General features: G+C 43.2%; 20 protein-coding genes and 1 pseudogene. 16 read left to right on the top strand and 5 right to left on the bottom strand.

Translation table 11 applies throughout. From position 1 onward, the window contains the following. Positions 1–63 precede the first annotated feature (63 nt). The 12 genes and pseudogenes from sufC to M2135_RS03605 all read left to right on the top strand — a co-directional run bounded on the left by sufC (position 64) and on the right by M2135_RS03605 (position 13,781). Positions 64–819, top strand: coding sequence for a Fe-S cluster assembly ATPase SufC (gene sufC, locus M2135_RS03655; protein WP_280747244.1), 756 nt, complete (start codon positions 64–66; stop codon positions 817–819). Positions 820–895: 76 nt separating this feature from the next. Then, on the top strand, positions 896–2,239 hold the full coding sequence (gene sufD, locus M2135_RS03650; protein ID WP_280747243.1) for a Fe-S cluster assembly protein SufD: 1,344 nt from the start codon (positions 896–898) through the stop codon (positions 2,237–2,239). A gap of 6 nt (positions 2,240–2,245) precedes the next feature. Then, positions 2,246–2,617 (top strand): annotated as a pseudogene (locus M2135_RS15545) (VOC family protein); the annotation flags it as partial. Continuing rightward, a complete protein-coding gene (locus tag M2135_RS15540) occupies positions 2,618–3,100 on the top strand; it encodes a GNAT family N-acetyltransferase (RefSeq protein ID WP_348537104.1) in 483 nt (160 codons plus the stop codon). Between the two features lie 40 nt (positions 3,101–3,140). Beyond that, positions 3,141–5,663, top strand: coding sequence for a sugar-binding domain-containing protein (locus M2135_RS03640; RefSeq protein ID WP_280747241.1), 2,523 nt, complete (start codon positions 3,141–3,143; stop codon positions 5,661–5,663). Positions 5,664–6,478: 815 nt separating this feature from the next. Then, a complete protein-coding gene (locus tag M2135_RS03635; protein ID WP_280747240.1) occupies positions 6,479–7,150 on the top strand; it encodes a hypothetical protein in 672 nt (223 codons plus the stop codon). A gap of 58 nt (positions 7,151–7,208) precedes the next feature. Beyond that, positions 7,209–7,448: a hypothetical protein gene (locus M2135_RS03630; protein WP_280747239.1), complete on the top strand. Its 240-nt coding sequence runs from the start codon at positions 7,209–7,211 to the stop codon at positions 7,446–7,448. Between the two features lie 103 nt (positions 7,449–7,551). Further along, a complete protein-coding gene (locus M2135_RS03625; protein WP_280747238.1) occupies positions 7,552–9,381 on the top strand; it encodes a 4-hydroxy-3-methylbut-2-en-1-yl diphosphate synthase in 1,830 nt (609 codons plus the stop codon). Between the two features lie 54 nt (positions 9,382–9,435). After that, positions 9,436–9,870 (top strand): dUTP diphosphatase, encoded by a 435-nt coding sequence (gene dut / locus M2135_RS03620; protein ID WP_280747236.1) that lies wholly within the window; start codon positions 9,436–9,438, stop codon positions 9,868–9,870. A 15-nt stretch (positions 9,871–9,885) separates the two neighbouring features. After that, positions 9,886–11,637 carry a tetratricopeptide repeat protein gene (locus M2135_RS03615; protein ID WP_280747235.1) on the top strand — a complete coding sequence of 584 codons (1,752 nt, stop codon included), beginning with the start codon at positions 9,886–9,888 and terminating at the stop codon, positions 11,635–11,637. Next, the gene (locus M2135_RS03610) at positions 11,637–12,476 is read left to right on the top strand and encodes a DUF4292 domain-containing protein (protein ID WP_280747233.1); all 840 of its coding nucleotides are present in this window, start codon (positions 11,637–11,639) and stop codon (positions 12,474–12,476) included. Before M2135_RS03615 ends, M2135_RS03610 begins: the two co-directional genes overlap by 1 nt. A gap of 3 nt (positions 12,477–12,479) precedes the next feature. Continuing rightward, the gene (locus M2135_RS03605; protein ID WP_280747232.1) at positions 12,480–13,781 is read left to right on the top strand and encodes a peptidoglycan DD-metalloendopeptidase family protein; all 1,302 of its coding nucleotides are present in this window, start codon (positions 12,480–12,482) and stop codon (positions 13,779–13,781) included. Positions 13,782–13,786: 5 nt separating this feature from the next. Here M2135_RS03605 and M2135_RS03600 read toward each other — a convergent pair whose 3' ends face one another. The 3 genes from M2135_RS03600 to M2135_RS03590 are packed head-to-tail and all read right to left on the bottom strand — an operon-like array spanning position 13,787 to position 16,569. Continuing rightward, the gene (locus tag M2135_RS03600; RefSeq protein WP_280747231.1) at positions 13,787–15,157 is read right to left on the bottom strand and encodes a sodium-dependent transporter; all 1,371 of its coding nucleotides are present in this window, start codon (positions 15,155–15,157) and stop codon (positions 13,787–13,789) included. Positions 15,158–15,178: 21 nt separating this feature from the next. Next, positions 15,179–15,835 carry an ABC transporter ATP-binding protein gene (locus tag M2135_RS03595; RefSeq protein ID WP_280747230.1) on the bottom strand — a complete coding sequence of 219 codons (657 nt, stop codon included), beginning with the start codon at positions 15,833–15,835 and terminating at the stop codon, positions 15,179–15,181. A 20-nt stretch (positions 15,836–15,855) separates the two neighbouring features. Beyond that, positions 15,856–16,569, bottom strand: coding sequence for a tRNA threonylcarbamoyladenosine dehydratase (locus tag M2135_RS03590; RefSeq protein ID WP_280747229.1), 714 nt, complete (start codon positions 16,567–16,569; stop codon positions 15,856–15,858). 114 nt (positions 16,570–16,683) lie between these two features. Here M2135_RS03590 and dinB point away from each other — a divergent pair, with 114 nt between their 5' ends. Further along, positions 16,684–17,790, top strand: a complete 1,107-nt coding sequence (gene dinB / locus M2135_RS03585; RefSeq protein ID WP_280747228.1) for a DNA polymerase IV — start codon at positions 16,684–16,686, stop codon at positions 17,788–17,790. Between the two features lie 45 nt (positions 17,791–17,835). Here the strand turns inward: dinB and M2135_RS03580 are convergent, their stop codons facing one another. Next, positions 17,836–18,708, bottom strand: coding sequence for an alpha/beta hydrolase-fold protein (locus M2135_RS03580; RefSeq protein ID WP_280747227.1), 873 nt, complete (start codon positions 18,706–18,708; stop codon positions 17,836–17,838). 1,147 nt (positions 18,709–19,855) lie between these two features. Between M2135_RS03580 and M2135_RS03575 the strand changes: the two genes are divergently transcribed. From M2135_RS03575 to M2135_RS03565, 3 genes are all read left to right on the top strand, one after another. Further along, entirely contained in the window at positions 19,856–20,014 is a 159-nt protein-coding gene (locus M2135_RS03575) for a hypothetical protein (RefSeq protein ID WP_280747226.1), read from the top strand. A 34-nt stretch (positions 20,015–20,048) separates the two neighbouring features. Then, positions 20,049–20,429 (top strand): DUF5053 domain-containing protein, encoded by a 381-nt coding sequence (locus M2135_RS03570; RefSeq protein ID WP_280747225.1) that lies wholly within the window; start codon positions 20,049–20,051, stop codon positions 20,427–20,429. A 151-nt stretch (positions 20,430–20,580) separates the two neighbouring features. Continuing rightward, positions 20,581–21,402 (top strand): hypothetical protein, encoded by an 822-nt coding sequence (locus tag M2135_RS03565; protein ID WP_280747224.1) that lies wholly within the window; start codon positions 20,581–20,583, stop codon positions 21,400–21,402. 9 nt (positions 21,403–21,411) lie between these two features. On the opposite strand, the gene M2135_RS03560 is transcribed toward M2135_RS03565, so the two are convergent. Beyond that, positions 21,412–23,091, bottom strand: a complete 1,680-nt coding sequence (locus M2135_RS03560; RefSeq protein ID WP_280747223.1) for a putative transporter — start codon at positions 23,089–23,091, stop codon at positions 21,412–21,414. Between the last annotated feature and the right edge of the window lie 11 nt (positions 23,092–23,102).

The following is a 23,102-nucleotide window of genomic DNA, read 5'->3' as shown; positions in this document are numbered from 1 at the left end:
GTTAATGGTTGATTACAAAAAAGGGATTAATCATTAATCATTAAACATTAACAATTACATAACATGTTATTAGATATAAAGAATTTACACGCCACCATCAATGGCAAAGAGATATTGAAAGGGATCGACCTCACCGTTAAAGCAGGTGAAATCCATGCGATCATGGGACCAAATGGGTCCGGAAAAAGTACGTTAAGTAGTGTATTAGTTGGCAATCCGGCCTTCGAAGTCACCGAAGGAGAAGTCTGGTATCAAGGAAAAAATCTGTTGGAACTGGAACCGGAAGAGCGAAGCCGTGAAGGTATTTTCCTCAGCTTTCAGTATCCGGTAGAGATTCCCGGAGTCAGTATGGTTAATTTTATGCGTGCGGCATTAAACGAACACCGCAAATATAAAAACCTTCCTCCACTGTCAGCAACCGATTTCCTGAAGTTGATGCGCGAAAAACGTGCCATCGTCGAAATGGACAATAAACTGGCCAGTCGCAGCGTGAATGAAGGTTTTTCGGGAGGAGAAAAAAAACGGAATGAAATTTTTCAGATGGCGATGCTGGAACCGACGTTAGCCATTCTCGATGAAACAGATAGCGGCCTCGACATCGATGCACTCCGGATCGTTGCCAACGGGGTAAATCAATTGAAAACCCCTCAGAATGCAGCTATCGTTATTACACATTACCAACGCTTATTGGATTACATCAAACCCGATATTGTCCATGTCCTTTACAAAGGCCGTATTGTCAAATCAGCCGGTCCGGAACTTGCTCTGGAGTTAGAAGAAAAAGGGTATGATTGGCTGAAAGAAAACGATAATGAATGATTAATGTTTAATGATTAAAAAACGTTGATCATTAGACAATTAATCATTAAACATTCATAATTAATCATTAAGAAACATGAAAGCAGAACAACAATATATTGATCTCTACAACAAACACAAAGACCTGGTCTGTCGTCATAGTGCACCTATTATGAATGCATTAAGAGATAAAGCGCTCACCGACTTCGAACAACTTGGTTTTCCGACCTCTAAAAACGAAGATTATAAATACACCGATGTCGCACAAGCATTTAATACGGATTACGGCATTAATATTAACCGTGTCGATATACCAGTTAATCCCTACGATGTGTTCAGGTGTGATGTGCCCAATCTAAGCACATCGCTCTACTTTATTGTAAACGATTCCTTTTACGAAGGAGGACAACCCAAAGGGAATCTACCGGAAGGCGTATTTGCCGGAGGGTTGAAGCGGTTTGCCGAACTGCATCCCGATATAGCTGGCCGCTATTATGGCCAAGCGGCATCCAGCGAAAAAGATGGCATTATTGCCTTGAATACATTGCTGGCTCAAGACGGATTCGTGATCTATGTTCCTAAAAACATCAAAGTAGAACGTCCGATACAACTGATCAATATTTTCAGAAGCGATGTGCATACCATGGCCAACCGACGGATATTGATCATTATGGAAGCACATTCGGAGGCCAAACTCCTGGTCTGCGACCACAGTGTTGATGAAGTTCAATTCCTAAGTACACAAGTCATTGAGATTTTCGCCGCAGAAGGTGCATATTTTGACTATTACGACCTGGAAGAGAGTACGATCTCTACGACCCGCTTTTCTTCCGTACACGTTAGACAGGAAGCCTCCTCGAACGTATTGATCAATGGCATTACATTGAATAACGGATTGACACGAAACAATTACTATATAGACCTGAACGGAGAAAATGCGGAAACGACTCTTTGCGGGATGTCGGTGCTCGATAAAAAACAGCAGGTAGATACATATAGTCATATTACGCATGCTGTTCCGCATTGTACAAGCACCGAACTGTTTAAGAATGTACTGGATGATCAGGCCATCGGTGTATTCAGCGGTCGCATACTGGTCGAACAAGATGCCCAAAAAACAGAAGCATATCAGACAAACCGCAATCTCTGTATGACTGCTGAAGCACAAATGCATAGCAAACCTCAACTGGAGATCTATGCCGATGATGTGAAATGTTCGCACGGTATGACTACCGGACAACTCGACGAAAACGCCTTGTTTTATATGCAGAGCAGAGGAATCCCCAAAGAAGAAGCCCGGATGTTGCTCAGTGTGGCTTTTACAGCAGATGTCGTTGAACATGTACGCCTGGATGTGTTAAAAGACCGTTTGCAAGCTTTGGTGGAAAAACGATTCAGAGGTGAACTGGCCCGGTGTGCCGGTTGCCAAATATGTAATTGATTTTTTATGCAACTAACACATATCGCGCTCTGGACTACCGATCTGGAGCGCTCCAGAACATTTTACATCACCTGGTTCAACGGAAAAAGCAACGAGAAATATGTCAATCCGACAAAAGGATTTGCCTCGTATTTCATCACATTCGACAACGGTATTGCATTGGAGATCATGCAACGAACGGATATCACGGCCTCTTTTCCCGACAATCGTATTGGCTTTACCCATATCGCTTTCTCGGTCTGTTCCAAGGAAGCGGTAGATCACCTGATCGACAAGTTCAGTGAAGCAGGTCTGTCTATTCCCTCAACACCTCGCTTTACGGGAGACGGATTCTATGAGGGAAGCGTACTGGATCCGGACGGCAACCTGATCGAAATCGTGGCGCATAAAGAGGTCGAAATCAAACCGGCAACATCATACCCTTATCCGCTACTTCTACTGGCAGATCCCGAGCAAGAGAAAGTGGATGGATACCTAAAAAATTCAGACTGCTTTGTTGCCACACTCAATGGGCAAACAGTTGGGGTTATTGTCGTTCAAAAACAATCAGAGAAAACAGCTGAAATTATGAATCTGGCCGTAGACGAATCTTTTCAGCGCCGGGGAATTGCCCGTAAACTGTTACGATACATAACCAATCAATGGGCTGCGACAGCATATATCACCCGGTTGATTATCCGTACCGGCACTTCCGCTCCCGGTCCATTTATGCTCTACCAGCAGGAAGGGTTTGACCTGAAAAATGTTGAATACAACTACTTCGTACATCACTACAAAGAACCGATTTTTGAGAACGGGGTTCAATGCCGGCATCAGCTTATTATGGAAAAAGTAATCCCTGATCCGACAGAAACGTTCTAACAGACTTTTATCAATTGCATCCCATAAACATTCCACAATCATGAAATTAGTGACATTACTGAAATTTGCGCTTACAGCCTCTCTTTTTCTCGGATTATCTACGGCCTGCAACACGGCCAACAGAGAAGGGCGCGAACGCATCTTATTGAATGTTGATTGGCGTTTCGCTTTAATCGAAGAGCCAACCGAACCATCTGCGCCTGAACTGGATGATTCAGACTGGCGTATATTAGACCTGCCGCACGACTGGAGTATTGAAGCTGATTTTTCGGCCTCCTACCCTGCTACTCCCGGAGGAGGTGCACTCCCCGGCGGAAACGGATGGTACCGCAAACATTTCAAACTGGCTGAAGCCGATAAAGAGAAAATGATCTATATCGATTTCGATGGCGTTTACTGCAACAGCAAAGTGTGGATAAATGGACATTTATTAGGATTCCGTCCGAACGGGTATATCTCTTTTCGTTATGATTTAACCCCTTATCTGCATTTCGGATCAAAAGAAAATGTGTTGGTGGTACAGGCAAATAATTCAGAGCAGCCCAATTCGCGCTGGTATTCCGGCTCTGGTATTTACCGGAATGTCTGGTTAGTGAAAACCGGGAAAAGACATGTCGATCATTGGGGTACCTATATCACTACACCCGAGATCGATGTTGAAAAGGCAGTGGTACATATCGAAACAACACTTAAAAACCTCGCGGAACCAACCGAAGCCGAACTGAAAACATCAATAAAAAACCAATCCGGACAGGTTGTTGCACAATGTATAAACACCATCCAACTCCCTCAAGGTGAAACGACATTATTGAAACAAAACACAGCGATTAAAAACCCCATACTATGGAGTCTGGAGAATCCACACTTATATACGGCTGTGACAGAAGTGAAAGTAAACAATCAATTGACCGACACCTATGAAACTACCTTTGGGGTAAGGAGTTTTCACTGGGATCCGGAAACGGGATTCTATTTAAACGGGAAACCGACTAAAATACTTGGTGTATGTATGCATCACGATCTGGGTTGTTTGGGAGCGGCAATCAACGAACGTGCCCTTGAACGACAAATGGAAATCATGAAAGCGATGGGCGTCAATGCAATTCGTACCAGCCATAATCCACCTGCACCCGAGCTTCTGGCGATTTGTGACAGGATGGGCATACTGGTACAGGATGAGACCTTTGATATGTGGCGTCGCCGCAAATCCCGTTACGATTATGCCCAATACTTTGATGCATGGCATGAACGCGATCTGAAAGATCAGATCTTACGCGATCGGAATCATGCGTCGCTCTTTATGTGGAGCATCGGAAATGAAGTACTCGAACAATGGACCCATGCAGCTGCCGACACATTAAGCCTGCAAGAAGCCAATCTGATCCTGAACGCCGGGCATGCCATTGACCCGGCACTGCTTGAAGATACAACAATGTCGGTACAATCGCTGATCACCCATACGCTTACTAACATTGTAAAAGGACTAGATACCACCCGGGTAGTTACAGCTGGGAATAATGAAGTCAGTCCGGGCAATCACCTTTTCCGGGCAAACGTTCTGGATGTTTATGGCTTCAACTATCACCACGAATCATTCGAGCCATTTCCTGAAAATTTCCCCGGTAAAAACTTTATCGTAAGTGAATCGACTTCCGGTTTAATGACCAGAGGATATTACGAAATGCCTTCCGATCAGACCTATATTCGACCCGACCGGTGGGATATCCCATTCGATCTGCCGGTACATGTTTGTTCGGCTTACGACAATTGTCATGTACCCTGGGGATCAACGCATGAAACGACCTGGCGTGAAGTAAAACGCCTCCCCCATGTCTCCGGATTATTCATTTGGACCGGTTTCGATTACCTGGGCGAACCAACCCCTTATGGCTGGCCAAGCCGCAGCAGTTTCTTTGGAGTGGTCGATCTGGCCGGATTCCCCAAAGATGTATACTATATGTATCAAAGTGAATGGACCGAGCAAACGACCCTTCATCTCTTCCCCCATTGGAACTGGTCGGAAGGAGAAGAAGTGGACATCTGGGCGTATTACAACCAAGCCGACGAGGTCGAACTATTTCTCAACGGGAAAAGTTTAGGCACAAAAAGTAAAACCGACACGGCTTTCCACGTCTCCTGGCGCGTACCGTTTACTCCCGGAACACTGAAGGCGGTATCCCGCAAAAACGGTCAAGAGATTATGACCCGCGAGATACATACGGCAGGCGAGGTCGATCGCTTGGTATTAACCCCCGACCGTTCGACCATTCAGGCAGACGGAACCGACCTCTCCTTCATCACCGTTGAAGCGGTAGATAAAGACGGCAATCTGGTACCGCACGCCAACCAACTCCTGCGTTTCTCTGTCGAAGGCAACGGCTTTATCGCCGGCACAGACAATGGCGATCAGAATGATTCCATCAGTCTGAAAAAACCGGAAAGACATCTGTTTAACGGGAAAGCGCTTGTAGTCGTTCAAAATAATGGAGAAAAAGGTACGCTTAACGTAAAAGTAAATACGGATCATTTACAGGAGGCTTCTGTGAGTATCCGGATACAATAAAACAATCTGCAATAATCACATCCTTTTTCAACATCATCCTAAGGCTATAAAAACATCATTCGGACTGTTTTTTTGTTACACCTACCTCCGTTTTCTGTTAGAGGTACGTCTAAAATAATTTAGAGGTACGTCTAAATCCGTTTAGAGGTAGGTGTAAAACAATTTAGAGGTACCTCTAACAAAAAAGTGTTTCTAATGCCTCAAATAAACCGACAGCGACGTGATGGGTTTTGTTTGGGTTCGTTCATGGAATACTTACATTAACGTGATATAAAATAATCTTTAATTGGTGTAAGATTGGAAGATTTCAAAATTAGCAAGTGGACATTCTCTACTCCTTGCCTGGACAGGCGAGGGGGACCGCTGCCCCGCAGCGGTGGAGTGGTTGATAGTGTTGCAAGTATTTTAGCAATAGATATTTAACCCCAAAACACAACCTCTCCACCCCCGCAAACGGCGGTACCCCTCTCCTGGCCAGGAGAGGAGCCAAGATAGTACTGGTCGCTACGTTTACATCTTCACATTTTTTCCATTTAAACCTCATGTTTTATATCAAAACTCATGGCAATTAAATAAAAGATAAAAATCCTCTATCCACAAGAGAGGAAGAACAAACAAATTCATTCTACACTTCAATAAAAGCTATCCTAATTTTTATTCTATAAAACTTGCACATTAAAAAAAAGAAAAATATTTTTGTTTCAAAACCAATCAATTACCAGATCAAATTTAGTTTTCTAAAATAGAACGTAAGGTGTGTGCGACATACGATCCCTATTTGAGAATAGATTATCTACAATTTAAAACTCTTAAAAATGAAAACGCGCTTAAGCATCCTATCCCTATTGTTATTAATCCTTCTACCAGCCTGTGAGAAAGAGAATGAAGATTATCTGGAGAGGGCAACAGATGATTCTACAGATTATTACTGGGGCGGAGATAGACAGATTCCTCTTCTACCTATAAAAGATAGATTCTATGTGATGTATTACACGGCTGATCAAGAACGATTAAAAGAAGCATTTGCCAAAGTGGGAGTCACACTTGAAGCGAAGGATAGCTTTGAATGGAAAAACCATTCGAGTTACAGTTGTGACATGAGTGGTCCGGCTGCGTGGAAATACACCAATTTCAAGACGGAAACCATTGAAGGAGACTATGAAAAATGTGCCGATATATTAGCTTCTACGATTTACTGGGGAAATTACTATCTGATTAATGAACGATTGAAAAATATGGAGATAGGCGTTACAGAAAAGTTCTTTGTCAAGTTTAAAAGCGGTACCAAACTAAAACAATTAAAAAAGTTGGCCAAAGTAAATGGGGTGGAGATCATAGGCAGAGATCGATTTTCCCCAGATTGGTTTATTCTGGTTTGCACCAACCAATCGAAAGGAAATTCTCTGCAAATGGCAAACCTGTTTTACAGCAGTGGACTGTTTGAAGCAGCTGAACCGAGTACGGTAGGTGGAACTGGTTTTGATTGAGATTAACAATTGCATATTCTTATCTATTTAATGATTAACAGAATAAAACTTTATAAAAATGAAACAACGATTAAAGCCCTTATTCTTTCTGTTACTCATCTTTGCCTCGGCTTGCAGTAAAGAGAATGATGATTATCTGAATAAAGCAACTGACGATTCAACCGATTATTATTGGTGCGAAGGAGAAAAAATACCCCTCCAGCAAATGGATGGAAAATTCTATATCATGTATTATACTTCCAATCAAGAGATATTAAAAGAGGCTTTTGATACACCTTTACTTTATACACATCCTTAATACGCTAAACACTCAAAAGACTAAGTCATTTACTCATTATTCTCCTTTTTTAGGTACCTTTGATGCAAATAAAGAAGAGTGTTTCTTGACAATAATTAGTTCCATGTTCAATTACAAACGACGTCTCTCATCCATTGTCCATATAGGTCATACACCCATGGGAGGCAAATACCCCATACGTATCCAGTCGATGGCGAATGTGTCGACGATGGATACCGAAGCGGCTATACACCAAGCGATACGGATGATAGAGGCTGGTGCCGAATATATTCGTTTTACAGCGCAAGGAGAACGCGAAGCGCATAATCTCAAGACGATCAGGGAAGGGCTTAATCAGCGAAGATTCATCACTCCGCTTGTTGCGGATATCCATTTCAACCCAAAAGCGGCCGATGTGGCTGCAACAACGGTGGATAAGGTGCGTATCAATCCGGGGAATTATGTCGATCGCGTGAAAACGTTCGACCTACTGGAATATACCGATGATGAGTATTGTGAAGAGATCGAAAAGATCAGAGCGCGTTTTGTGCCGTTCCTGAATATCTGTAAAAAACAGGGAACAGCAATCCGTATCGGAGTCAATCACGGTTCACTATCCGATCGGATTATGAGCCGGTATGGAGATACACCCGAAGGCATGGTTGCTTCGTGTATGGAATTTCTTCGGATCTGTGTGGAGGAGGATTTTACGGATGTTGTGATTTCGATTAAAGCGTCCAATACGGTGATTATGGTGCAAACAGTCCGTTTACTGATTCAAACGATGGCTACGGAAGGGATGCCATTCCCACTTCATCTGGGCGTGACTGAAGCAGGAGACGGAGAAGACGGGCGTATAAAAAGTGCTGTTGGGATCGGTGCTTTACTGTCGGATGGGATTGGGGATACCATCCGGGTCTCCTTAAGCGAAGAGCCGGAGGCGGAAATGCCTGTTGCCCGTAAACTGGTCAATTATATCCGTGAACGTGAAGGTCATTCCCCTATTATTGCCGAATCATTTCCCGGATACGATCCCATCAAACCCAGTCGCAGAAAAAGCCGGAAAGTAAAAAATATCGGTGGAGGGCAGCCTCCTGTGGTGATCTCCGACCGGACAAACGACGACTACGAATTCGATCATTCCTGTCTGCCTGATTATATCTACATCGGACAGGAAGATCCGGATAATCTGCCGGATAATCTGTCTTTACTGGTTGACGCTGCTTTTTGGAAAAACAGTCCGAATGTATATCCTTTCTTTATCGCTTCTGAGTTCAAAGAAATGGCTGCTTTTCATGCCGCACTTAAATTTATCCGATTAACGTTGGCCGATCTGAACGACCAGATGCTGGAACTGTTGAAAAACGACCAATCGGCTGTAGTCGTACTCAGTACGCACCATATAAACGGAGTGGGAGAACAACGCGCGGCGATGCATAAGTTGATGATTGCCGGTTGTGACGTACCGGTTATTCTCCAGAGAGATTACCACGAAACAGATATGGAATCGTTACAGATTAAAGCGGGAATCGATTTAGGCACGTTATTGTTGGATGGTTTTGGGGATGGGCTTATGTTATACAACGAAAAAAGCAAAAACAGATTCATCGATAGTTGTATGTTTGGTATTCTACAAGCGGCTCGTGTCCGGATCAGTAAAACGGAATACATCTCCTGCCCCGGTTGTGGCAGAACCTTATTCAACCTACAGGAGACTATTGCCAAAGTGAAAAAAGCAACGTCACACCTCAAAGGGTTGAAAATAGGCATTATGGGATGTATTGTAAACGGCCCGGGAGAAATGGCCGATGCCGACTATGGGTATGTGGGTGCAGGAAGAGGACGTATCAGCCTATACAAAGGGAAAAGATGTATCCTGAAAAACATCCCCGAGGAAGAAGCTGTAGAACGTTTAGTTGAGTTAATAAAAAAGAACGGAGACTGGAAGAATTAATATTTGTACTATCTTCGTATTCAAAATAGCTATAGAGAAATAGAATAATAACCTATGAAAGTTAAGATTGTCAATAAATCGCATCATCCGTTGCCAGAGTATGCGACCCCTTTGTCGGCCGGTATGGATATCCGTGCCAATTTATCTGAACCGGTCGTTTTAAAACCGTTGGAACGCAAACTGATCCCTACCGGTTTATACCTTTCACTTCCGGAAGGCTACGAAGCTCAAATGCGTCCGCGCAGCGGCTTAGCCCTCAAACACGGTATTTCTTTACTGAATACTCCCGGTACCATCGATGCGGATTACCGGGGAGAGATCGGTATTATTCTTGTGAATCTATCAGCTGAAGCGTTCACCGTGAATGATGGCGAACGGATTTGTCAGATGGTCATTACCACGCACAGTCACGTACAGTGGGAACAGGTAGAGATCTTAGATGAGACAGAGCGAGGTGCAGGCGGATTCGGTCATACAGGAAAAAAGTAGAGAGATTCTTTCAGAATGATTCATACATATAAATATTTCATTATTGCCTTATTTTGTCTCTCAATAAACCCTGTTTACGCAACAGGGATAGAAAAAGAGACACCGGCTGATCTGGGGAAACTATCCGCTAAAGAACAACGCAAGTTCGATTACTTCTTTTATGAGGGATTGAATCTGAAAGCTGCCGAAAAATATGACGCAGCTTTTGATGCGTTTACTCATTGCCTGGCCATTGACTCGACAGCGGCTCCTGTTCTTTTCGAACTATCCTCTTTTTATCTTCAACTGAATCGTCCGGAGAAATCGATAGAGATGTTGCGACAAGCGGTATCTCATGATCCGGCCAATTATACATACCGGATGGCGCTGGCCAGTATTTCACGTAATATGGGAATGTATGGAGAAGCGGCCGAAGAGTTTGAAGAATTAGTCAAACAATATCCCGGAAAATATGAATTGAACTATTATCTGGCGGAATCACTGGCTCAATCCGGTGAAATTGTGAAAGCGATCGAAGCATTCGATACGCTGGAATCGATTATGGGGATGAATGAATCGTTGACCATGCAAAAGTTTCAGCTGTTCATTCGTTTAGACGAAAAAGAGAATGCGTTTAAGGAGATCGAAAAACTGGCCGTAAAATACCCCATGGAATCGCGCTATCAGATTATGATGGGCGACTTGCATCTGGAAAACAATGCGCCAGAAAAAGCCTTAGTCTGCTATAATAAGGCCAAAGAAATTGATCCGGCCAATCCCTATTATATTGTCTCTATGGCCAATTATTATGAGGTTATTGGAGATAAGAGTTTAGCCGAGACACAAATACACAACGCGTTGGTGAACGAGAATCTGGATATCGAGACCAAACTGAATATTTTATCCCGTTATCTGGTCAGATTACAACAGACACAACAAGAGTTGGGTAGTGGTAACTCGCTATTTGAGATCCTATTGGAGCAACATCCGGAAGATACCGATCTGAAAATGATGTATGGAAATCTATTGAACTCGCAAGGAAAAAGTGAAGAGGCCAAATTTCAGTTCCAGCTGGTAACGGAAATGGAGCCGGGAAATGCTTCTGCCTGGCAACAACTATTGAATATGGCTTTGCGTTCTGAAGATATTCCGGAAGTGATCCGGATTTGTCAAACGTGTATGGAATTATTCCCTGATTCACCCGAATATTATTTTTATCTGGGTATTGCCTACTACCAACAAGAAGAGTACCAGAAAGCGTTAGATACCTATTATGCCGGAATAGCAATCATTCCGACTGAGAATCCTGCGCTTAAGTCCGATTTCTACGGGCAAATAGGTGATATCTATTATCAGATGGGACAGATGGATAAAGCCTATGAAACGTATGACGAGGCCCTAAAGTTTAACGAAAAGAATATTGCCGTATTGAATAACTACAGCTACTTTCTGTCGCTTGATAAAAAAGAGTTGAAGAAGGCAGAGCGAATGAGTGCCCAAACCATACAAATGGAGCCGAACAACGCCACTTACCTGGATACTTATGGTTGGATCTTCTTTGTGCAAGGTGATTATTCGTTGGCTAAAATCTATATCAAACGGGCGATTGAGAATGATAAGACAAACAGCAGTGAGTTAGTCGACCACTACGGAGATATCCTCTTTATGACAGGAGAAAAAGAAGAAGCCGTATTGCAATGGAAAAAAGCAAAAGAGTTAGGTAAAGAGAGTGAGGTGCTCGATCGCAAAATTGCAGAAGAAAGATATATAGAAGAAGTCAAAGAATAATGAGAAGAAGAAGTATTCAAATAATCTTATCATTCGGACTGGCTGTGATATTCCTAGCCGGTTGTAAGACAACAAAAAAAGTAGGAACCGTTGACATAGGAACAGCCAAAGAACATGCGGAGTTTTTTGATGCAATGAAAGAAAAAGCATTTCATTTCCAAACACTCTCCGCACGGGTGAATGCCCAACTTCATTTTTCAGGTTCGGAAATGAGTTCACGCGTCGACCTGAAAATCGTTAAAGACAGTGCGCTGATCTTTTCCATACAACCTTTTCTGGGGGTAGAAGTCGCACGAATCATCCTGGATCAAGAACATATCCGGATTATCGACCGGATAAACAAACGTTTTGTAGATGAAAGTTATGCCAACCTGAAAGGGCAAACGCCGATCGATTTCAACTTTTACAATCTACAGGCGCTTTTCATCAATCACCTGTTCTTGCCCGGACAACAGACGATTTCCCCGGTTCAATATCGTCAGTTTCAATTGCAACAAGAAGGCTCAACAGCCGAAGTCCGCACCAAAGATGCGATGGATTTAACATATACCTTTACCGTCGACGGTGAAGAAAAACTGTTGTCTACCTTTGTGACCGATGCGAAAGAGCGGCATGCGATACAATGGGAATACGCCGATTTCAGGATAACCGACGGACAACCTTTTCCGATGTTAATGGTTATACAAGTATTATCCGAAGGGTTGTCAAAAGGGCATATTCAACTCAATTTTGCCCGAATACAGACGAATATTCCAGTGAATATGGATTTTTCTATTCCTGATAAATATAAACGTATTACCTTTGCGGAGATTATTCGTGCTTTCAATAAAAACAGATAGTCAATGAGGAGGTTTTTGTGGATTGTTATACTTATTTTACCGACACTGATCGTTTTCGGACAACAATCTGCGACCCTACAGCAGCTGGAACAACAGCGGAAACAGGCTCTTGCCGACATTGAAATGACGAACCAGATGCTCCAGATTACCGCCCAAACCGCACGCAACTCATTAAACAGGCTCAATCTGCTCTCACAGCAACTACTGGCTCGAAAAAAAGTGATCAACCTACTGAGTCAGGAAATCAATGCGATCGACAAAGAGATCTACCAGTTGCAAAAAGATATCGGACAACTGGAGAAAGAACTAAAAAATAAACAAGAGAATTATAAAACTTCGGCACAACATATCTACAAACGCCGTAACTCACAAGACAAACTTCTTTTCATTCTTTCTGCTGATAATTTTTCACAATCATTCCGCCGGATGCGTTACCTGCGGGAATATGCCGATTGGCAAAAAAAACAATCCTACGACATTATCGATAAACGTAAAGAGATACTTGCCAAACAACAGGAGATTCAACAAACAAGAAAAGAGAAGCAGTCATTATTAAATGAACGCGAAGAAGAAAACAAGAAGTTACAAGACGAAGAACGCAACCAGAAGAAAGAAGTTCAGGAACTGGATAAAAAACAAAAAGACCTGAGAGCCGAATTGAATCAAAAGAAAAAACAGGCAGATGCCCTGAACCGACAGATAGAAAGTCAGATCGCCAAAGAGATCGCTGATGCAGAGGCGGAAGCCAAAGCAGAACGTGAACGAGCCAGACGTGCCGCCCAGAAAGCAGCAGAGGAAGGTAAAGAAACACCCACAGCACCGCGTGAAGAGGAACGTGTGGCCGATGTCACCGGAGGGTACGCCATGACAAAAGCAGAACGCCAACTGGCCGCCGATTTTGCCAGTAACAAAGGACGTCTTCCTTTCCCACTGACCGGCCATTATCTGATTGTAGCTCATTTCGGCGAACAACAACATCAGGAGCTACGTTATGTCCGCACGAATAATAATGGGATTGATATTCAAACAACTCCGGGCACTGATGCCCAAACGGTTTTCAACGGAGTCGTCACCCGTGTCTTTGTCGTACCGGGATACAACAACTCCGTCATCATCCGACATGGTAATTATCTGACGGTCTATAGCAATTTAAGCCAGGTATACGTTAAAGCCGGAGACCAGGTTAAAACACGTCAGTCCATTGGCAAAATATATACCGATACCGAAGATAACAATACCACCATCCTCCATTTCCAGATATGGAAAGAACGGACAAAATTAAATCCTGAACCATGGTTGGATTAAGTTTTTTAGAAGAATCCTTTCATCCACTTGATCAGACCCAACTCATTCAAAAAAATCACGCCGATAGCTATGGGAGCGATGTACTTCATGAAAAAAGCGTAAGTATTAAAGAAATAGAAAGGGATTGTTCCTTCATTAGTCAACTCCGCTTTAAGGATTTTCCTGTCCACACGTAAACCGACAAACACACAAATCATCATTCCGCCTAAAGGAAGCATTATTTTTGCCGTCACATAATCCAATAAATCAAAGAAAGTAAGCCCCATAACCGTATACGTCTTCAGAACACCAAAAGACAACGAACTGATTGTCCCTAAAATCAAGACGCCCAACGAGACAAGTAATGCCGCTTTACCTCTCGACATATGATGTTCTTCATGCACATAAGCAGTGGCCACCTCATGCAAAGAGATCGTAGATGTCAACGCCGCCAGACCAAGTAAAACAAAAAAGATAAACGACCATAGTGATCCGAAAGGCAATTGCCCGAACACATTAGGCAAGGTAATAAAAACCAATTCCGGCCCCGCCGTCGGAGCAATACCAAAACTAAAGACCGCTGGGAAAATCATCACCCCTGCCAATACCGCTACCAATGTATCCAAAACAGTGACCTGCAAAGCAGTGGTCTGCAAATTGGTCTGTTTATTGAAATAAGAAGAGTAAGTGATCAAACACCCCATCCCGATACTCAATGAAAAGAACGCCTGCCCCATCCCACTCAGGATGACAGAAGAGTCGAGTTTCGTAAAATCGGGTTTGAATAAAAAGGCAAGTCCTTCCGCTGCATTGTCTAAAGTCACCGAACGAATACATAAAACAGCCATAATCAAAAACAGTAAAGGCATCATCACTTTTGAGGCCCTTTCGATACCGTTCTTCACGCCCGAAACAATAATAACATGCGTGAGACCTAAAAACAGGATTGTCCATGCGATCGGTCGCACGACTCCCGTCGAAAAGGTCTCAAATTCGAGTTTGAACTGGTCGGCACCCTTCCCATGCATACCACCTGTAACCGATTGCCAGATATATTCCAATGTCCACCCGGCGATCACACAATAAAACCCGAGAATCAGAAAAGCGGCTAAAACACCATTATAACCGATCAGGCTCCATTTCGTACCGGGTACCATTGCCTTAAATGCCCCAGCCGCATTTCGATGGGTATGTCTTCCTATAAAAAACTCCGTGAGCATAACCGGCAACCCGAGAATAAGAATACAGATAAAATAAACCAATAAAAAGGCAGCACCACCGTTCTCGCCAAGCATATAAGGGAAACGCCAGATATTCCCTAGCCCCACGGCGCTACCCACAGTGGCCAATATAACACCCAATTTACTCCCAAAGGTTACCCGCTCATTCTGTCCCATATCCCGAAACGTTTTTATGTATTATAAATCGATGACCACTCCGTCTTTCAGGTGAATCACCCGGTCGGTATGCATCGCCAACTGCTCATCATGTGTCACAATCACAAATGTCTGTTTCATCTGATCACGAAGTTCAAAAAACAGCGCATGCAACTCCTCTTTATTTTTTGTATCCAGGCTACCCGAAGGTTCGTCGGCCAAAATAACAGCCGGCTGATTAATTAAGGCTCGGGCAACAGCCACACGTTGCTTTTCACCACCGGACAACTCTGCCGGCTTATGTTCCATTCGATCCGACAGTTTCATAAAATCCAACATCTCTTTGGCGCGTTTCTCGGCAACCGCCGGTTTCTCTTTTCCGATCAACGCTGGGATCATGACATTTTCGAGTGCTGTAAATTCGGGTAATAACTGATGAAACTGAAAAACAAAACCAATATTCTTATTCCGAAAGGCTGCCAGGTCTTTATCGTTCAACCGGCTCGTCTCTGTCTGATTGATCATCAACGAACCACTATCCGGGCTATCTAAAGTCCCAATAATCTGAAGCAACGTTGTTTTTCCGGCACCACTCGGACCGACGATGGCCACAACCTCACTTTTATTGATAGACAAATCAATTCCTTTCAGTACTTGTAACGCACCGAAACTTTTTGTGATACCTTTCGTTTGAATCATTGTTATTGTATATTACGTTATTAGATGTGTTGTATGACATACGATGCCAGAAAACAGCCAAAGATAGCCGGCATATACGACACTGTACCTGTCATTGTACGTTTACACACTTCATTGTCTACCTCCACTACCGCATGGGGATTAGCCATTTCTGTTGAAAAAACAACCGGTACTCCTTTATGAATCCCTTTTGCCCGTAATCGTTTCCTGACCACCTTCGCCAGCGCACAGTTGTATGATTTGGAAATATCCGCCAACGCAACAGCCGAAGGGTCGACCTTTGCTCCCGCCCCCATGGATGAAACAACCGGAATTCCTTTCTGTACGGCATGGTACAACAAGAATACTTTAGGACTTAACGAGTCGATTGCATCTACGACAAAGTCATATTTTTGTTCCGACAAGACCTCTTCAGTACGCTCATCGCGCAGAAATTCATTCAAGGAGGTCAAACGCAACTCCGGATTGATATCCAATAAACGATTGGCCATAACATCCGCTTTCGGCTGCTCCAACGTAGAATGTAAAGCCGGAATCTGTCGATTCAGATTACTTATTTGTACCGTATCACCATCCACGATGGTCATCTGCCCAACTCCGGCTCTGCATATTAATTCCGCTGCATAAGCCCCTACTCCGCCCAAACCAACGACCAATACATTCTTCTGTGACAATTCGGCCAACCGATCATCACCCAATAATAACGCAGTCCGGGTACTCCAGGGAAAATTCATTGAGTTGTTTTGCATACAAAAATAGTAAATCATTTTAGAAACTAAAGCAGGTAGCGCATCATCGGGAAATACAGATTGAATGTTTTTGCTTTAAAATGAATTACCTTTGTAAGTATGCGCAAGATTATTCACGTCGATATGGATGCCTTCTATGCTTCAGTGGAGCAGCGGGATCACCCCGAATACCGGGGGAAAGCATTGGCCGTAGGGTATGGCGAAGCGCGTGGTGTTGTAGCGGCTGCAAGTTATGAAGCACGGCGTTATGGGGTTCGTTCGGCGATGCCCTCTACGACAGCTTTGCGAAAATGTCCGCATTTGATTTTTGTCTCTCCGCGTTTTGAGGTTTACGAAGAAGTCTCCTCTCAGATCATGGCTATTTTTTTGGAATACACCGATTTAGTGGAACCCCTTTCATTGGATGAGGCTTTTTTGGATGTGACGGAGAATCATAAGGGTATCCGTTCGGCAACACGTATAGCACAGGAGATTAAAACCCGTATATTAGAGCAGACCGGTTTGACAGCTTCTGCGGGTGTTGCGACGAACAAGTTTTTGGCTAAAATAGCTTCCGATTACAATAAACCGAATGGTTTATTTGTGATTCGTCCCGAAGAGTCGGAAGCTTTTGTAGAGAGACTGGAGATCGAGCGTTTCTTTGGCGTAGGCAAGGTCACGGCAGAGAAGATGCATCTGAATGGGATTCACAGGGGCGTTGATTTGAAACGGATGAGCCTGGATGGCTTAACACGCCTTTTCGGTAAGGCGGGACGGATGTACTATGATCATGCAAGAGGTATCGATGAACGGAAAGTTATTCCGGACCGTATCCGTAAATCTGTTGGTGCAGAGAATACCTTTGAGAAAGATCTGGAGAAATCGACAACGCTGAATGTAGAGTTGTATCATATTGCGCGCAGGGTATGGGAGCGGGTTGAAGCAGATGGATTCCGTGGACGCACAATTACATTGAAAGTAAAATATGCCGATTTTGAGGTCATTACACGCAGTCGTACATTGCCGGTTTTTGTCGTAGATTTTCAGGTGTTCTGGAGCACATCCAAGGAGTTATTGATGCAGACGGAGAGTGAAAAGAAAATCCGGTTAATGGGATTATCGATCAGTCATGGGGAAAAAGTCGGACCGGAAGGACCGCGACAGCTGGAAATCGACTTTAAACCTCTCCCCCGTCCCCTCTCCACAAAAGAGAGGGGAAAGAGATGAATGTTTTTTAGTCCTATATAAGAAGAAAAATGAGGGTTACTTTGATCAATGTTGCATAAATGATTTGGCTACAAACTCCAATACAAGTGGGAGTTCCATACGCCAATACGTCCAAGTATGTGCACCGTCTTTAACTCTATATTCGTGAGGGATTTCTCTCTTTTTGAACAGGATGTGCATCATACTATTGCCTTCATAAAGGAAGTCGTCATCTCCACAGCTGATGTACCAGCGTATCCGTTTGATCTGTTCGAGATTCTCTTTTGATGCTGCATCGAGAACGCTTTCAATGTTATTATTTTTGAAATACGCCTCGATCTGTTTGTTATTTAGCTTCGGTTGGGCATTGGCAAAACGGGTTTTGACTTGCTCGATATCCCAGCTACCGGTAGATGCACTTAAGGGAGCTGCTGCTGCAAAGAGTTCGGGATGACGCAGGGCATAGAAAATGGTTCCTCCCCCTCCCATGGATAGCCCGGCAACTGCACGGTATCGTCTTTCCGAACGTACACGATATGTTTTTTCAATGTGCGGGATCAGTTCCTGGAAGATAAAATCTTCGTAGTTGAAATCCCCTTGTATATCATTAAAATAACCACGTTTACCCGTATTGGCATCGGGCATAACAATAATCATAGGCCCGGCCTTTCCTTCAGCGATTGTTTTGTCGGCAATGTGTTGTACTTGCCCGAATTGTACCCATCCCGTATGATCATCCCCTCCTCCATGCAAGAGGTATAATACAGGATAACTCTGATCGGTTTGATCGTATCCCTGAGGGAGATAGACAGCATAATTGCGTTCTGCATTAAGAATGGAACTTTTGATGGTACGCGTCTCAAAAATCTGGCTGCCCTGTGCCAGCATAATAGTTGTGGATGTCATTATCCACAGGGCCATGCATACTAGTTTTCTCATGATTAGATAGATTTAAAGTTCATAAATATAATGACTTTTGATCATATCCAGGATAAATCGATAAAAAATACCGTATCATTTTGCTGTTAGCGGTACAGTTTAAACGATCGATTCGCACGGCTTATTGATTCTGTTATTTTGTCGTCAAAAACAGTATATTTGTGACATAAATAAACAAAAGTTCATTTTCCACGAACTCGCATTTTGGCAGATTTGGATCAAACAGGTGGTCTTTTCTTGCTTTTTTACCAAAACGGTGCTGGTGTTTGCCTATTTCTTCTGCATCACACGTTGAATTTATCTAAATGATTTTTTTAATCATGCAGATAACCTTGGAGAAACATCTAAATAGTTTCACTCAGTCATGCAGATGAATTTTTAGAGGGTCGAAAACGAGCGAAAAAATGGGCAAAAAAACGAAAATTTCTCTCCAAAAGGGTGATTTTTTCAGACTCACAAAAACCGGAAGGAAAACATGATAATCAACACCTCTCCTAAAAATAAATCCCAAATCCTTGCGATTTCTTCGGAGAGGTCTGTAGTTGCCTCCAAATAGGGAAGTCACAAAGGGGGTCAAATGACAAATTGTTAAAACTGACAGATTGTGTAAGATTTGATCATTCCAGATAGCAGTTTTATATCTATTGCCGGGGCGCTTCAGCCCCCGGACAGTGAAGAATAAATAATAAAAATCCTATGTGGGTTTCAACCCCTGATGATTAGTTGGGGGCTAAAGCCCACATAGGAATGAACTGTGTTCATGAAATTGTCAACCGGGGGCTGAAGCACCCCGGCAAGAGATAGAAAGACAGGCTGAAGGCACCCCGGCAATCGGAGATCGGCCTTAGCCAATAGATAAAAGGGCACTAACCTCTAAATATCTTCAAGTACTCTTCCATTTGAAACTCATCTTTTATATCAAACTCACATTAAAATCATGTTTTTATTTCTATGCGATCGTGATTTAATGTGAGTTATATTAGTTTCAAATGGAAGAAAATGTAAAGATCACACAGATTGTTCCCGCACTAAACGTCCGGCCTTGTGAAGGCCGGGACGTTTTGTGTTATAAAGCATGAAAATAGTTGCTGAAATGGCTTATTAATAACATAATTGTTATTATATTTGTGTAGTCAAAAAGCAATGGATGAAACAGAAAACAAAAGAAAGAAGAAAGTACGAAAAGGAGTTGCTTTTTTACCTCGCGCTCTTTAACGAACTCAAAGGGCGTGAAGGAGCACAAAAAACCCTTAGCTTTTTAAACGATGAAATTGATAAGCTCATAGAGATTTTAAAACAGATGTAAAATACGCCTTTAGGAGGCTGTAAAACAAATAAGTATGAGAGATAAAATAGATGCATTAAAAGAAAAATATGTTCAAGCGAAAACCGATAAAGAATTTGAAACGATTCAGGAAGAAATACGGTTGCTCTGTGACAAGGATGCAAATGCAGTTGCAGTTGCAGCACTTGAAAGTGTGAGGGATACAAATGCGGAATTGATACGCGACAAATTAAATGCCGTATTGCCTGTCATATCCGTATCCTATCTTGCTAAAACGTACTTCAAAAAAAGCCCTCAGTGGTTTTATCAACGCTTAAACGGTAACATCGTAAACGGAAAACCCGCACAATTCACAAAAAGCGAATTAGGAGTGTTACGGAGTGCATTGATAGACATATCTAATAAAATTAACGCTTCTGCATCTGTTGTTTTTTGACGAGAATTTACAGACGAAACGCGGCATCTTCGGACGAATCCAAAGGTGTTTTTTTAACAGAGTGCAAATGAGAATATCTGTTCCCGTACTTGATGACACTTGTGTATTTCGGTTATATCCTGTAAATTGCGACAAAAAACAGGAGGTTGCTATGAAAAGATATTGGTTGGTTGTACTGTTTTTATGTTGTATGTTTGTTGTACAGGCTCAGTCGGGCTCGACCATGACAATAAATCACGAGGGGAAGGATCTGTTTATTCCTCCTAAAAAGATTTTTAACTTCCATCTTCCCGAACCTGCGATTCCAACCTATACTCCTTCGATGAATCTCCGCATGGATTCTATGCTTCGGGCATATAGTCCGGATATTTTCGAGACGTCTGTGATGGATCGTCCGATGGATATGCGTGTCTTATCGGGGGCTTATCAGCCGTTCTTCAACGTATATGCGCCGATGCTGCGCCGCGTTTCTCCTATGGCGTTCGATTTTCATGAGACATCGATGGTTACTTTGACGGAGCGTACAACATGGCTTACCACAGGACAGCAGCAGACCTGGCCTGGTGCCGGAGGGGTAACGACTATCAGTTCGGGAATGCTATGGAAAACAGGTGATCTGACGGTTTACGGGGGCGGTTTTGCGGGTCGTTTTTATACCCCGTTTAATTCCAGTCCTGAACTTTTCGGAGGTGCGGAGTTGCGTCTGGGCTATGAACTGACGGATTGGATGACTTTACGCGGCTGGGGTACTTATACGCATTATGGTGATGAACGCAAGAATCCCCATTTGATGATGAACCCGTTTTATTATCACACCAATGTAGGAGGAGCGGCTGAATTTAAGATTAATGAGAATTTCGGTCTGGGCGTAGGGGTTAATTATGAATACAATCACTTACAGCGTCGACTGGAACCTCAGTATTTACTTTATCCGGTAATTAATTCACGCAATATTCAGATCAAGATGTGGTAATCCTCCTTTTTATGCATAAAAAAGGAGGATCAATAGTTGGGCTGTCAATACGCGCAAAAACATGGTGATGGGATAGACCGTTGCATATCCTACGGCCGGATAATCGTTTCCGGCTGTTGCATTCGAATAAGCCAGTGCCGGAGGATCGGTCGTACTTCCGGCTAACAATCCCATCAGGGTGAAATAATTGATTTTGAAAAAATAACGCCCTATACTACCTATAATCAACAAAGGTAAGGTCGTAATGATGAATCCGTATCCGACCCAGGTATACCCTCCTTTGTTAATGATGGTGTCTACAAAGCCCTCTCCTGCCCCCAAGCCGACACAAGCCAGGAAGATCGTTATCCCTACTTCGCGAAGCATAAGATTGGCACTTTGGGTGGTATAGGTAATCAGTTTGTAATGGTATCCAAAACGACTGATCAGGATAGCGACAATCAATGGTCCTCCTGCCAACCCTAATTTGACGGGTTGTGGGATTCCCGGGAATTGGATAGGGATACTACCCAGAATAACCCCTAATGCGATACCGATAAAGATGGTGATCAGGTTGGGTTCGTTCAGATGTTTTAAAGAGTTTCCTAACAGGGTAGCTACTTTATTGACAGCGACCTCACTTCCGACAACGGTTAAACGGTCGCCGACCTGCAGGTTCAATCCCGGGGTAGCTACCAGGTCTACTCCCGACCGGTTAAGGCGTGTGATATTGATACCATGAAGACGCCTTAGTTGCAGGTCTCCCAGTTTTTTCCCGTTCAGTTCGGGTTTGGTGACCAGAATACGTCGGCTGATAAATTGTGTATCAGCAGGGATCCATTGTTTACGATCCATTTGAATCTCCTCACCGATAAATGTTTTTATGGTTTCGGCATCCTCTTCGGTAGTGATAATAAAGATACGGTCTTCTTCGTGCAGGATGGTTTCTGCTTTGGCTATCTCGATCAGGTTATTCGCTTTATACATAATACGTGAGATGACAAACTCACGGTGTTTGAGTAAAGTACAAAGTTCTCCGATACTTTTATTGAAAATAGCCGGGTTTTTAACAACGAGCGAGATCGGAGTGGCACCATGTGTCTGATTGTTTTCTTCTTTTTCGATCTCTGTAGTCTCTTTTTCAAAACGGATACGGAAAATGTATCGTATACATAAGAGGGAAAGAATGATACCGACTACGCCTAACGGATAGGCGACGGCGTATCCTAATGCAATGGTTTCATCAGGGGCATGAAACAGATCAGTATATGCTTGTTGAGCAGCACCCAGACCAGGAGTGTTGGTCACCGCCCCCGACATAATCCCGACCATAGTAGCCATTGGAATACCTGTTGTAAAATGGATAATGACTGTCGTTACGGCTCCTAAAAGGACAATGGCTGTGGCTAACAGATTCAATGTAATCCCTCCTTTTTTGAAAGAAGAGAAGAAACCAGGTCCTACCTGCATACCGACAGAAAAAACAAAGAGAATCAAACCGAACTCTTTGAAGAAATGGAGTATCTGAGAATTTATCTGAAATCCGAAATGGCCTAACAGAATACCGACAAAAAGAACGAGTGTCACTCCTAAAGAGACTCCAAACAATTTTATTTTACCCAATTGAATGCCTACTGCGATTGTCACAGCAAGGATAAGGATGGAATGTGCAATTCCCTCTCCCCATAATAAATCATTTATCCAATCCATACTAACCGGCG

This window comes from Parabacteroides sp. PF5-9, from assembly GCF_029893105.1.
Taxonomy (GTDB): domain Bacteria; phylum Bacteroidota; class Bacteroidia; order Bacteroidales; family Tannerellaceae; genus JARXWG01.
Note: the sequence above shows the minus strand (reverse complement) of the source record. Positions and strands in the feature narration are given on the sequence as shown.